Genomic DNA, 13,227 nt, shown 5'->3' on the forward strand with positions numbered 1-13,227 from the left:
AAATAGCTGGATATCAAAATGCCTTATTTTTCTTTATTGGCTTCATAAGCCTTGATGATGGCTTTTACGAGGCGGTGTCTTACCACGTCTTCCTCATCAAGTTCTACATGTCCGATACCATCGATATTACGAAGGATACGGGTAGCCCTTTCCAGACCGGATTGCTGATTTTTTGGTAAATCTATCTGTGTAAGGTCACCGGTGATGATGGCCTGCGCAGATGCGCCGATACGGGTTAGGAACATCTTGATCTGCAGGTCGGTGGCATTTTGCGCTTCATCGAGGATAATAAAGGAATTATCCAGGGTACGTCCACGCATATACGCCAACGGCGCAATTTCAATGACGCGGTTGGTCATGTAGTAACTGAGCTTTTCCGCAGGGATCATATCATCCAGCGCATCGTACAATGGCCGCAGGTATGGATCGATCTTTTCTTTGAGATCTCCCGGGAGGAACCCCAGGCTTTCGCCGGCTTCCACCGCAGGACGGGTTAGAATGATCTTTTTAACTGCCTTGTTTTTGAGCGCACGAACCGCCAGGGCTACGGCGGTATAGGTTTTACCGGTACCGGCAGGACCTATGGCGAAAATGATGTCGTTCTTTTCCGCCAGCGCCACCATTTTTTTCTGGTTGGCTGTACGGGCCCTTACGGTTCTGCCGTTGGGTCCAAACACCAATACTTCGTTAGGGTTACGCTCGCTGAAGTTGTCGATTTTGGTGCCTTCTTCATCTCCAAGAATCTGTTCAAAATAGTTCTCCGTCAGGTTCCCGTTCCGCTCCAGGTATTTAACGATCTGACCGATTTTTTCCTCCGCTGTAGCCACTTCTTCCGGTGCCCCACTCAATTTTAACTGGGTACCCCTGGACAGGATCTTAAGCAATGGGAATTTCTTTTTCAGCAGATCGAGCTTTCCGTTGTTAACACCGAAAAACTCAATGGGATTAATACTGTCTAAATTGATAATGGATTCAGTCAATGATTCTAAGGTTTAATTGTCCAGGAAATGATCGGTATTTTTCAATCCGAATATATTTAAATCTTGTATAACCTGGAAGACGTAATTGTTAAGCTATCACTAAATTCTGTACCCGTTCTGTTTGAAGGTGCTGCTTTAGCGGCGATATCTTTATCAGCATTACCTGTTAAACCACCATCTAAAGAAACCCAAATAACAGGCAGCGAAGTGTAAGCTGATACAACTCCCGGTAAGGCTACTGCCATGTCCGCTGTGGCAGTAACTACGCCAAAACCCTTTCCCTGGGCGGTTATACACAACTCTCTTGCTTTACCAGGATAGCGATGAGCAGAAGCCACGATCACTTCATTCTCAATACCGGAATATTGTAAATGCTTTACAGGCTTGTTACTCCCGAACCCATGATAATCGAAATTTCTATCTATGATATTAAAAAACAATAATATCATAAGTTATCCCAAAGATATTGATCGTTTAACAATTTCAGAAAACTGAAAATCCACAACAGGTGGATAAATGACCAGCCTGATTCACTGCTTCCCTTGTTAATACTACATTTATAGGGAATTGACCTTTACCCAACATTTTATTACTTTTACCCGTCCGATAGTGTTTTTTGTTATATAATGCCTACTTTAGGTGTTTCCTGACACAACGATTTTAGATTCTGCCATCATATGAATGTAGTTATGCTGGAACAGCATTACAGCCACTTACAGCATCTTGAAACCGCTATTAATGCCTTTGCACTCTCTGTTACCATAGATGCGGCAGGTGGGGTAACTGCGGTGAACACGCAGGTGGTAGCTGCATTGCAGCCGTTGGAAGGACCGTTTACCGGCCAACTGTTTACCGCGCTCTTCCGGCCCGCCAATACGGAACACTGGCAATACCTGTGGAAAACCCTGACGGAAGGAAAGCCGGTGCAGGATCAGCTTTGTTTTTTCATTGACGCCGAAGATACACCGTTGTGGCTGGAAGCAGGGATCACTCCATTCTTCAGTGAAGCGGGCGTTTTCACACACTGCATGCTTATCGGCATCGATATCACTACCCGCAAACTCACAGAGATCAAACGTACCCGGAACGAAGCCTACTACGGCCAGGTGCTGGAAAACCTTCCCCTGGGGCTACAGCAGTTTTCACCGGAAGGCGATAACATGGATATGAACAGCCGGCAACGCGAGATTTGGGGCGACAACCACGCTTTCTTTACTGATCCCGGTTATAAATGGCTGGAGGATCCGTTCTACCGGCTTAACGGGCTTGCAGGGATGTTTGAAGAAGCCCGCAAAACGGGGAAAACCATCAAACGCGAAATACTGCTCAGCTACCGGGAGAAACACCACGAAAATATTACCAGGCTTTATCCCGTATACTTTGAAGCTACCATATTCCCGCTTACAGACCAACAGCGGAATATGGACAATATCTTCCTGATACTGGATGATATCACAGAAAAAAAACTATCAGAGCTCAGTCTTCAGAAAAGCGAAAGGCTCCTCGACAATATCATTGAGAACCTGCCGATCGGTTATATTCAGTTTGATAATTTCGGCTTTATCCGCCGGATCAACCAAACACAACGCTTCTTCTTTAATTCGCCACACCCCGCCAGCCGCCAGCCTTTTAACGTAATGAACGATCAGCTGGCCACTATGTTTGAACTGGACAAACTGTTTGTGCAGGCGTTGGAACAGCATAAATCGCTGCGGGTGGAGAAGCGGATCGATTTTTCGCAGGACAAACGCTGGACTACCGTAGGGAGGGAAGTGTACCTGGATCTTACCGTATTTCCCGTGGTAGAGCCGGTTGACAAGGAGATGATAGTGGTGGCGCTGGTGAATGATATTACCGATAAGAAACTGCAGGAGCTGGAGATCAAGAAGAACCAGGAGTTCCTGCAGCAAACAGGCACCCTGGGTAAAATAGGCGGTTGGGAACTGGACATGGACAGCGGTAAAGTGCGGTGGACGGACCAGTCGTACCACATCCACGACTGCCCCCCGGATACTCCTGTTGATCTTGAAAAGGCAATGGGATACTACACTGCGGAAGCAAGGGCACAACTTGAAATGCTGATGCGGCAATGTATTGAAACAGGGAAGCCATTTGATGCGCAGCTCACTATCATTACTTCAGGCCAGCAAGTGAAAAGGGTACGGTCCATTGGTCAGCCTGGTTATGTAGACGGAAGATTGGTACGTATGTACGGCGTGATACAGGATATTACCGAGCAACTGGAAATAAGGGATGCGCTCACCCGGAATACAGAGCTGATGCGGCTTTTCTTTGATACCATTGATATGGGTTATGCCGCCATGGAGAAAACAGGTAACCTGAACTTCCTGAACCGGAAGGCGGAGAAAATGATAGGGCACCCTATGGCAATAGGCAGCAATATTTTCGAAGTGTTTCCCCGGCTGAGCGGCACCGTGTTCTATGCACGACTGCAGGAATGTATCCAGCAGCAGGCTTCGCAGTCGTTCGGTATTTATTTCCCCGGGGTCGATAAATGGTACGACTTCCTGCTTACTCCTATGCAGGATGGGGGCATTTCCGTGTTTATGCGCGACATCACCGACAGCCGTAAGATGCAGAAGGAGCTGAGGAAAGCGAATGAACAGCTGTCGAACCTGAACAAGAACCTGGTGAACCAGAACAAGCAACTCGAAGATTTTGCTCACATTACCTCCCATAATCTCCGGGCGCCTATTGCCAACCTGAAGGCTTTGATGCAGATGCATAATGAAGCTGCCGCCCAGCAGGAAAGGGATCTTTACCTGGGGATGGTACATGAGGTGATCAAGAAGATCGATGAAACGCTGAATGACCTGGTAGAAGTAGTGCAGATCAGGAAGGATGTGAACGTGGAGAAAGAGAAGCTGTTGTTTGCCGACCGGCTGCAAAAGGTAAGGGATATTTTACTGGTGGATATTGAAACCAGCAACATCAGGATCACCTATGATTTTGATGAGGAGCCGGTGATTGAATACCCGCGGGTATATCTCGACAGCATCTTACAAAACTTTATTACCAACGCTATCCGTTACCGCTCGCCTGAACGTACGCCTGCATTACATCTGCGAAGCTGGAAGGAAAATGATAACATTATCCTGAGCGTGGAAGACAATGGGGTGGGGATAGATATGGAGCGTTTTGGCAACAAGCTTTTCGGCTTCCGTAAAACCTTTCATAAGAATAAGGATGCAAAGGGGATTGGCCTGTTTATCACTAAAACGCAGGTAGAAGCGATGGGTGGTAGTATAAGGGCAGAAAGCCATCCCGGAGAGGGAACCAAATTTATTATTACTTTTAGGTCAGAATAAACCCCCTTTATGAAGTTAATCAATACGATTTTTATTGTAGATGATGACCCGATTCACCAGCAGATTGCGAAAATCATGATTGAACGTCAGGCTATCAGTAGTCATATCCGTGTATTTTCAGATGCACAGGATGTACTGGATTTTCTCCGCGAAAATGCAGTAGATGTACAGGCCTTACCGGATCTTATTTTGCTGGATCTCAATATGCCTGTGATGGATGGCTGGGAGTTCCTGGAAGAATATGCCGTGTTCCAGGATCAGTTACCGAAGCAGATCAGGATTTTTGTACTGACTTCGTCCATAGATGAAAAAGACAAGGAGCGTGTGAACGCTTACAGCTTTGTTACAGGGTATCTGACGAAGCCGCTGTCAAAAGAAATTATTGCGCACCTGTCTTGAGCAAATGAATGGTTTTTGCGGGATCGGCAGCCGAGAAGATAGCGCTGCCGGCTACCAATACGTTGGCGCCTGCCTGGATGAGCTGCCCGGCGTTATCCGTGCTGATGCCGCCATCCACTTCAATGAGCGCATGTGCATGATTGTCTGTGATCAGCTGGCGCAGCTGCAGGATCTTCTGATAGGTTTGTTCAATAAACGTTTGCCCGCCGAACCCGGGGTTCACGCTCATAATCAGCACTACATCTATATCCCTGATCACGTTTTCCAGCAGGCCAACGGGTGTATGGGGGTTTAATGCAACGCCTGCCTTCATACCCAATCCTTTGATCTGTTGTATATTCCGGTGCAGGTGGATACATGCTTCAAAGTGCACGGTGAGTATATCAGCCCCCGCTTTTTTGAAATCAGCTGCGTATTTTTCCGGTTCTTCGATCATGAGGTGCACGTCGCATGGTTTCTGTGCCTTTTTCTTTATCTGTGCAATTACGGGCAGGCCGTAGCTGATATTGGGCACAAAACGCCCATCCATTACGTCGAGATGGAACCAGTCGGCTTCGCTGCGGTTCACCATATCCACTTCTTTTCCCAGTTCGAGGAAGTTCGCTGCCAGTAAAGATGGCGCCACTAAAACAGGTTGTTGTTCCAAATGCTCTATTTTTGAATGATGTAAATTTAAGTAATTACGGGTTCAATCTTTTAAGTGCTGCTTTTGCTTCGCTGAAATCTTTCTTAAAGGAAGCAGCTTTTGTATAATCTTCCACAGCCAGTTTTTTATTACCCAGTTGTTCCTGCGCGGTAGCGCGGTAATAATATGCCCATGCGTCCGTTGGGGCCGATTTGGCTGCCAGGTTGTAATAGGTATAGGCTGTTTTCCAGTCTTTTTTATTGCTGTATATTTTTCCCAGTGCGAGGTAGGCGGGCGCAAATCCGGGGTCTGCCACTATACATTTATGATAGGCGCTGAGTGCTGCCGGCTGGTTGCCCAGTTCTTCCTGGAACTGTGCGGCTTCATATAATGGGTAAGCGTTGGTAGTGTCCAGTTGCCATGCCTGCTGGTAATAATCGAGGGCTGCAGTAGCTTTCCTGGCCCGGAGCAGGTCGCCCAGTTCCATTACGGCTTCAAATTCGGGCTGGTTCCCGGCGGCCCGGATGGCAGCGGTCAGATGACGTATAGCCGTTGTAGTGTCCTGTTTGTCTTCCGCCATGCGGGCTTTCAGGTAGTATGCCTTATCGCGGGCATCCGCCGTTTCTGCCAGCACGTTGGCAAGGCTGTCTGCTTCTGTGTATTGTTTATTTTCCACGAGGGCGGTTGCCAGGCGGTATTGCAGGTACGTATAGCCGGGAGCGGTGGTCAGTGCTTTCCGGAAATTGGCGGCAGCCTTTTGAAAATCATTCACGATCAGGGCGGCTTCGCCTGCGCCTGCCCAGTAGTCGGTGTTTCCCGGCATAAGTGAAGCCGCTTTTTCAAAGTCGGTCTGCGCCAGTGCAGGGTTGGTATTAAACAGCAGCAGTGCGCGGTGGTAGTACAGGTCGGGATGATTGGGAAACCGGGAAATGGAATCCGTTACCGGCCGGATAATATCGCTGTACAACGCAGAGTCCGGGCGACTGGCAGCTTGCTGCTGCCGGGTGCCGGCATTGTTACATGCCTGCGCACCCGCAAATAACAGGAGGATAGGTAAATACTTCATACTGGCGCCAAAACTACAGAATCCTTATTGCATTAACCAGTTTTTGAAAGCGGGGTAGTCTGCCGCCAGCAGGGTGGCTTGTTTTTCTTTACCGTATAAAGACATCACTTTTGCGGGTGTATATATTTCTTCCCGTATAGACTTAGGAGCGGTATCTTCAAATTTTACCGGGTGGGCGGTTTCCAGGAAAACGCCTGTCAGTTCCGGTGAGCGTTCCAGGTAGCGTTGCAGTCCCATGAAGCCCACGGCGCCGTGTGGATCCAGCATATAATGGTTTTCTTTCCATACCTGTTCCATGGTTTGCGCGGTTTGTTTATCGTTAAAGCTGTAGGCGGTCAGCTTTTCCGAGAGAGAGGGAAGGTTGTTACCGAACAGTTCCAGGATCCGTACAAAGTTGCTGGGATCTGCCACATCCATGGCATTTGAAAGCGTAGGAAATGCTTTACCCGGTTCATATTTACCGCTTTCCATAAAGCGGGGCACGGTATCGTTGATATTGGTGGCTGCTACAAAATGCGCCACCGGCAATCCCATGGCAGCAGCCATCATACCTGCGCAGATGTTGCCGAAGTTGCCGCTGGGCACAGAGAACACCAGTTTCGGATGGGCTGCTTTCATTTGCTTATAGGCCAGGAAATAGTAGAACATCTGGGGCAGCCAGCGGGCCACGTTAATGGAGTTGGCGCTGGTAAGCGGGCGCCGGGCCTGGAGCTCGCTGTCAAGGAAGGCAGTTTTCACCAGTTGCTGACAGTCGTCGAAAGTACCTTGTATTTCCAGGGCATGGATATTATTGCCGAGCGTGGTAAGTTGTTTTTCCTGTAGCGTACTTACTTTATTGGAAGGGTAGAGGATCACGACTTCCACACCTGGTACGTTGTAAAATCCACTGGCCACTGCGCCGCCGGTATCGCCGGAAGTGGCTACCAGCACAGTTACCGGTGTGGTGCTGTTGCGCCGGAAATAACCGAGGCAGCCGGCCATAAAGCGTGCGCCTACATCTTTGAATGCAAGGGTAGGGCCATGGAATAATTCAAGTGCGTAGGTATGACCGGTTACTTTTTGTACCGGGAAGGGAAAGTGTAAAGTGTCTGTTACTATCTTCTTTAATGCTTCTTCGGGTATTTCGTCGCCTATGAACGGGCGGATTACTTTTAGTCCGATCTCGTGGTCCGTATATTGGTGCAGGTTAGTGATGAATTCTTTTTCCAGTACCGGTATCTGTTCCGGGAAGTACAATCCTTTGTCCGGTGCCAATCCCTGTACTACTGCTGTTTCGAAATTTACCTGGTGCTGCTTGTTCTGTAAGCTGAAATACTGCATGAATAAAACGTTGTTAATAAGTTAGTCAATCACTTTTACACCGGCGGTGTTAATCTGGGAAACGTAGATCTTATAATCCACGCCAAGCGGTGCGTAAACGCTATCCATTGTAGCCGCTACTTTGCGGGCATTTTCTTCTCCTTTGCTGAGCATAAAAACAGAGGGACCGGATCCGGATATACCGCCGCCGAGGGCGCCGGCTTCTTTGCATTTCAGTTTCAATTCGTGAAACGCCGGGATGAGGATGGAACGGATAGGTTCCACGATCACATCTTCGAGCGAGCGGCTGATCAGGTCATAATCATCCTGGTAAAGTGCCGCTACGAGCGCGCCTACGTTGCCCCACTGACGGATGGCATCTGTCATCAGCACCTTTTGTTTCAGTATTTCGCGCGCGTCGGAGGTTTTTACTTCTATCTGCGGATGTATAACGGTTACCCATAAATGCTCCGGCGTATGCAGGGTGGTGATGTCCAGCGGGCGATAGCTTCTTACCAGTGTAAAACCGCCGAGGATGGCGGGCGCCACGTTGTCGGCATGAGCGGAACCGCAGGCCAGTCTTTCTCCTTCCATGGCGAACCTCACCAGTTGTTTTTTGGTAAACGGCTCTCCCAGCAGGTGGTTTACGCCCACCACTGCGCCGGCGCTGCTGGCGGCACTGGAGCCGATACCGCTGCCGGGGTGAATATTTTTGAAGATCTCTATTTCTATGCCGGTATCCGGATGATCGTATTTTTGGAGGAGGGCCTGAACGGCAACTCCGGCAACGTTACGGGATGTTTCCAGCGGGAGGTCTGCACCGTGGATGGCGGTGATGCGAACGCCTGGCTGGCTGCTTTTCCGGAGGATCATTTCATCTCCGGGCGCATTCAGCGCCAATCCTATCACATCAAAGCCACAGGCTACATTGGCCACTGTTCCCGGCGCAAATACTTTTATACTGTCCATATCACCTTTAAGTTAGTTTAATTTAATAATTGATTGTCAGGATTGCAACTGAATTCATGGAAAGTTTACAGCCTTGCGCTCCGGATGATGTCTGCAAATATGCCGGAAGCGGTAACGTCTGCACCGGCGCCGGCGCCTTTTACGATCAGTGGCTGATCTTTATACCGGCTGGTGGTATACAGCACGATATTATCCTTGCCTTCCAGTTTAAAGAACGGATGATCGGGAGCTACGCTTTGCAGGCCTACAGAAGCTTTACCATCTACATAGCGGGCTACGAACTTCAGGCGTTTTCCTTCTGCATCTGCCGCTTTGCGTAATCCCTGGAAATGGCTGGCATGCACGTCCAGTTGCTCGTAGAAAGCAGGCACGGATGGTGCATTGAGGCATTCATCGGGGAGGAACGAGTAATTGGTGATTTCGTCCATTTCAATGGCAGCGCCGCTTTCACGGGCAAGTATGAGGATCTTTCTCATTACATCTTTGCCACTGAGGTCGATACGCGGATCCGGTTCAGTGTAGCCTTCATCCTGCGCTGCTTTCACCACTTCGCGGAAACTGGTGCCATTCAGGAAATGGTTGAACACGAAGTTGAGGCTGCCGGATAATACGGCTTCTATGCTGTGTACTTTGTCGCCGCTGCGGATCAGGTCATTCAGTGTATTGATGACCGGTAGTCCTGCTCCAACATTGGTTTCAAACAGGAAGGAAGCATTGTATTTGCGGGCCAGGTCTTTCAGTTGTTTATAATAGGCGTAATCCGATGAGCAGGCAATTTTATTGCAGGTCACTACGGAGATGCCATGCTGGAGGAACTCGTGGTAAACCGCTGCAATGTCGCTGCTGGCGGTATTATCCACGAATACGCTGTTGCGGAGGTTCATGGCTTTGATCTGCTGTACAAAATCAGCGGTGCTGATATGTTTGGCCTGTTCCAGTTGTTCGCGCCAGGTACGCAGGTTGATACCGGTGTCGCTGATGAGGGTATGGCGGCTGTTGGCCAGCCCGGTTACCCTGATCTGAAGGCCCAGTTCGTGCTGAAGGTAGTGTTGCTGTTGTTCCAGTTGTTCCAGCAGTTTACTGCCCACGTTGCCGGCGCCGGCGATAAAGAGGTTCACCTGTTTGAGCGGTGTTTCAAAAAAGGTTTCGTGCATTACATTCAGCGCTTTTTTGATATCGGCTTTGTTGATCACAGCGGAGATATTTTTTTCGGTAGATCCCTGTGCGATAGCTCTTACGTTAACACCGTTCCTGCCCAGGGTGCCAAAGAGCTTACCGCTGGTGCCGTGATGGTTTTTCATTTTATCACCTACTACGGCCACTATGCAGAGGTCTTTTTCCACCAGGAGGGGCTCTATGCTTTTTTCACTTATTTCCTGCGAGAACTCACTGTCGACCGCTGTTTTGGCTTTCAGCATATCTGCTTCATGAATGCCTACGGTGATAGAGTGCTCAGAAGAACTTTGAGTGATGAGAATAACGTTGATCCGTTCCCGTAGGAGGGATTCGAACAGGCGTTTAGAGAACCCGGGGATGCCCACCATGCCGCTTCCTTCGAGGGTAAGCAGTGCAATGTTTGGGATACCGGAGATGCCTGTTACCGGGAAGTTGCGGTCGGCACTATCCTGTATAAGGGTACCATGATCTTCCGGGGCAAAGGTATTTTTGATCCAGATGGGAATGCGTTTGCTCATTACCGGCTGGATGGTGGGGGGATAAATGACTTTAGCGCCGAAGTGCGATAGCTCCATTGCTTCCACATAGGAGATATGTGAGATGGGAATGGCCTGTGATACGATGCGCGGGTCGGCGGTCATCATGCCGCTTACGTCTGTCCATATATCGAGTACGGATGCGTTTACCGCAGCGGCAATAATGGCGGCGGTATAGTCGGAACCGCCGCGTCCGAGGGTAGTGGTTTCGCCATCGGGAGTAGCCGCTACGAAGCCGGGAAATACTACATAGTCGGCGGGCGACTGTGCAAAGAACTGTGTAATATGGTGATTGGTGGCAACAAAGTTAACGGCGGCGTGGCCGAAGTTGTTATCGGTAACGATCAGTTCGCGACTGTCTTTACAGGAAGCGGAGAACCCCTGCTGTTTTAATTTTTCGGCTACTATCACGCATGACATGAGCTCGCCGTAGCTCATTATTTTATCGAGGGTACGGGGGCTCAGTTCCGCCACCTGGAAGATGCCATCGCACAGGTTTTCGAGTGCGTTGAGTTTTTTCTTCAGCTGGCTTATTTGCCCGCTTTGCGCGGTAATGGGGAATAGCTCGCGGATAGTATCCAGGTGCCGTGCTTCAATTTCCTGGATAACATTTTTATAGTCTTCGTTGCCTTGTTCTGCCAGTTGTCCGCAGCGTATAAGCTTATCCGTTATTCCGCCGAGTGCAGATACCACGATAGCATATTTACCGGCAGGTTTATATTGCTGAAGGATTTTGCAAACCTGTTCTATTGCTTTGGCGCTTCCTACTGAAGTGCCGCCAAATTTTAATACTTGCATATGGAGAATTTATACGTAGATAAGTCCGGGTCCTCCCGGTTATGTACCACCCTTGTGGTCGTTGGATCATATGTGAAAACTAACCCCGCAGTGGGGTTGTAATAGTGGTGGTCGTGGTCGCCATAGTGCCCGCTATCTGCCTGGAGGCAGAAACAGAAGAGAACTGGTATGTATAAAACGGTATCACTATTGAAATATGACGATTATGTAACAAAAGTCTATAATTACGCTGGTAAATAAAAGTGCAGTGGCTATTTTTAGAAATGTTTTAAAATTATGCTTTTTTGTTGATTTTTCTTTGTAATTATAAAGATAATTTAAAAATATATTCAAAATTGCATGCCTGTATTTGCGATTTTGTGATTAGCTTTATTTTAAATAATAATGATTGAATGACAATATTTTGACTTATTAACTCCGTGAGCATGTAAAAAAGAGTGAGATTAAAAGGAGGCTTTCCGGTTATTTATCTCCGGAAAAAAGATGCTTTATTATTCCCGCTGATCATCACCCGGTATAAAAATGTTTTGGAATCGCAGTTTTTCCTTACCTTAGTCACCTAAACAATTGCCACTTGTCCATTTCACTGAAATATACAAGCAATAGTCAGCTTAACTACTACTTCCTCATGGCCACGCTTGCCATGGATTCGACTCTGGCATAACCTTTCCCAACGGCCGCTGCCGGCCATTCTTCATGTGTTATATACCGTAACTTTGTAATAGTATTCAGTTGCTATTCCTGCGCATGTGTATTCAAGTTTTCAGCTGCCATCTGCAGGTTGCACTGTATGTAAAAATATAGATCATACACCGGTACAAGGAATCATACACCATTCAATTTTAATCATACACCGGAACAATTTTTTCAAACCACCCGTCATGCCACATTATTATAAACTCGGACAGATACCGCATAAGCGCCATACCCAGTTCCGTAAACCGGACGGCCAGCTGTATTCGGAACAGTTGTTTTCAACGGAAGGCTTTTCTTCCCACTCCAGCCTGTTGTATCACTGTCACCCGCCTACGGAGATCGTGAAAGTAGATGAACCTTATTCCGTTGCACCAAAAGTGGCGGAAGAGAAGATGCTGAAGCACCGTAGTTTCCTGGGCTTCAATATTAAGCCGGAAGATGATTTTTTGGAAAGCCGCAAAGCCGTGCTGGTAAACAGTGATCTCCATATAGTACTGGCATCTCCCCGTAAAAGTATGGAAGGATACTTTTACAAAAATGCCGATGCCGATGAAATGATCTTTGTACATGAAGGCAGCGGCGTGCTGAAAACGCAGTACGGGCAACTGGAGTTCGGCTATGGCGATTACCTGGTGATTCCCCGCGGGACTATTTACCAGATCACTTTCAACAGCGATGGCAACCGCCTGTTTATCGTGGAATCGTTTAGCCCTATCCGTTATCCGAAAAGATACCTGAGCAAATATGGCCAGCTACTGGAAAATTCTCCTTACTGCGAACGGGATATCCGGCAGCCGCAGCAGCTGGAAACCATTGACGAGGAAGGCGATTTCCTGATCCGCATTAAAAAGAAAGGGGTAATTTATCCGATACATTATAAACACCATCCGTTTGATGTGATAGGATGGGATGGATGCGAATACCCGTTTGCCTTTTCCATCCACGATTTTGAACCGATCACCGGGCGGGTACATCAGCCGCCACCGGTACACCAGACCTTTGAAGGCAACAACTTTGTGGTATGCTCTTTTTGCCCCCGCTTGTTTGATTACCACCCCCTGTCTATACCAGCGCCTTATAACCATAGCAACATCGACAGCGATGAGGTGTTATATTATGTAGACGGCGATTTTATGAGCCGTAAACATGTGGAACGGGGAATGATCACCCTGCATCCCGCGGGTATTCCGCACGGGCCACACCCGGGTGCAGTGGAAAAAAGCATCGGTGCTAAGGAAACAAAAGAACTGGCTGTGATGGTAGATACTTTTCACCCGCTGCAGATCACGGAAGCTGCACTGGGCATTGAAGACGGCAGCTATGTAATGAGCTGGGCAGAATAACGATTAAACAA

The 13,227-nt window shown here is 48.3% G+C and carries 10 protein-coding genes; 3 read left to right on the forward strand and 7 right to left on the reverse strand.

The window, feature by feature from the left end; genetic code table 11:
• Positions 1-23: 23 nt before the first annotated feature.
• Positions 24-980, reverse strand: a complete 957-nt coding sequence (locus tag FN124_RS12590; RefSeq protein WP_142685064.1) for a PhoH family protein — start codon at positions 978-980, stop codon at positions 24-26.
• A 56-nt stretch (positions 981-1,036) separates the two neighbouring features.
• Positions 1,037-1,429 carry an AIR carboxylase family protein gene (locus FN124_RS12595; RefSeq protein ID WP_142685065.1) on the reverse strand — a complete coding sequence of 131 codons (393 nt, stop codon included), beginning with the start codon at positions 1,427-1,429 and terminating at the stop codon, positions 1,037-1,039.
• A gap of 228 nt (positions 1,430-1,657) precedes the next feature.
• Here FN124_RS12595 and FN124_RS12600 point away from each other — a divergent pair, with 228 nt between their 5' ends.
• Positions 1,658-4,309 (forward strand): PAS domain-containing sensor histidine kinase, encoded by a 2,652-nt coding sequence (locus tag FN124_RS12600; protein ID WP_142685066.1) that lies wholly within the window; start codon positions 1,658-1,660, stop codon positions 4,307-4,309.
• Positions 4,310-4,318: 9 nt separating this feature from the next.
• A complete protein-coding gene (locus tag FN124_RS12605; protein ID WP_142685067.1) occupies positions 4,319-4,708 on the forward strand; it encodes a response regulator in 390 nt (129 codons plus the stop codon).
• On the opposite strand, the gene rpe is transcribed toward FN124_RS12605, so the two are convergent.
• The 5 genes from rpe to thrA all read right to left on the reverse strand — a co-directional run bounded on the left by rpe (position 4,689) and on the right by thrA (position 11,177).
• A complete protein-coding gene (rpe, locus tag FN124_RS12610; RefSeq protein ID WP_142685068.1) occupies positions 4,689-5,354 on the reverse strand; it encodes a ribulose-phosphate 3-epimerase in 666 nt (221 codons plus the stop codon). The genes FN124_RS12605 and rpe overlap by 20 nt on opposite strands.
• 34 nt (positions 5,355-5,388) lie before the next feature.
• Positions 5,389-6,399, reverse strand: a complete 1,011-nt coding sequence (locus tag FN124_RS12615) for a tetratricopeptide repeat protein (protein WP_142685069.1) — start codon at positions 6,397-6,399, stop codon at positions 5,389-5,391.
• 24 nt (positions 6,400-6,423) lie between these two features.
• Positions 6,424-7,719, reverse strand: a complete 1,296-nt coding sequence (gene thrC / locus FN124_RS12620; protein ID WP_142685070.1) for a threonine synthase — start codon at positions 7,717-7,719, stop codon at positions 6,424-6,426.
• 21 nt (positions 7,720-7,740) lie between these two features.
• The gene (locus tag FN124_RS12625) at positions 7,741-8,667 is read right to left on the reverse strand and encodes a homoserine kinase (RefSeq protein WP_142685071.1); all 927 of its coding nucleotides are present in this window, start codon (positions 8,665-8,667) and stop codon (positions 7,741-7,743) included.
• A 65-nt stretch (positions 8,668-8,732) separates the two neighbouring features.
• On the reverse strand, positions 8,733-11,177 hold the full coding sequence (thrA, locus tag FN124_RS12630) for a bifunctional aspartate kinase/homoserine dehydrogenase I (RefSeq protein WP_142685072.1): 2,445 nt from the start codon (positions 11,175-11,177) through the stop codon (positions 8,733-8,735).
• Between the two features lie 881 nt (positions 11,178-12,058).
• On the opposite strand from thrA, the gene FN124_RS12635 reads away from it, so the two are divergent.
• Positions 12,059-13,216, forward strand: a complete 1,158-nt coding sequence (locus tag FN124_RS12635) for a homogentisate 1,2-dioxygenase (protein ID WP_142685073.1) — start codon at positions 12,059-12,061, stop codon at positions 13,214-13,216.
• The last annotated feature ends 11 nt before the right edge of the window (positions 13,217-13,227 follow it).

It is taken from the genome of Chitinophaga polysaccharea (genome assembly GCF_902150045.1).
Classification (GTDB): domain Bacteria; phylum Bacteroidota; class Bacteroidia; order Chitinophagales; family Chitinophagaceae; genus Chitinophaga; species Chitinophaga polysaccharea_A.

Bases quoted from the DNA above. Each gene is read 5' to 3' on its own strand.
- FN124_RS12595 (WP_142685065.1), bottom strand. From the start codon at position 1,429: ATGATATTATTGTTTTTTAATATCATAGATAGAAATTTCGATTATCAT.
- FN124_RS12600 (WP_142685066.1), top strand. From the start codon at position 1,658: ATGAATGTAGTTATGCTGGAACAGCATTACAGCCACTTACAGCATCTT.
- FN124_RS12605 (WP_142685067.1), top strand. From the start codon at position 4,319: ATGAAGTTAATCAATACGATTTTTATTGTAGATGATGACCCGATTCAC.
- FN124_RS12615 (WP_142685069.1), bottom strand. From the start codon at position 6,399: ATGAAGTATTTACCTATCCTCCTGTTATTTGCGGGTGCGCAGGCATGT.
- thrC (WP_142685070.1), bottom strand. From the start codon at position 7,719: ATGCAGTATTTCAGCTTACAGAACAAGCAGCACCAGGTAAATTTCGAA.
- FN124_RS12625 (WP_142685071.1), bottom strand. From the start codon at position 8,667: ATGGACAGTATAAAAGTATTTGCGCCGGGAACAGTGGCCAATGTAGCC.
- thrA (WP_142685072.1), bottom strand. From the start codon at position 11,177: ATGCAAGTATTAAAATTTGGCGGCACTTCAGTAGGAAGCGCCAAAGCA.
- FN124_RS12635 (WP_142685073.1), top strand. From the start codon at position 12,059: ATGCCACATTATTATAAACTCGGACAGATACCGCATAAGCGCCATACC.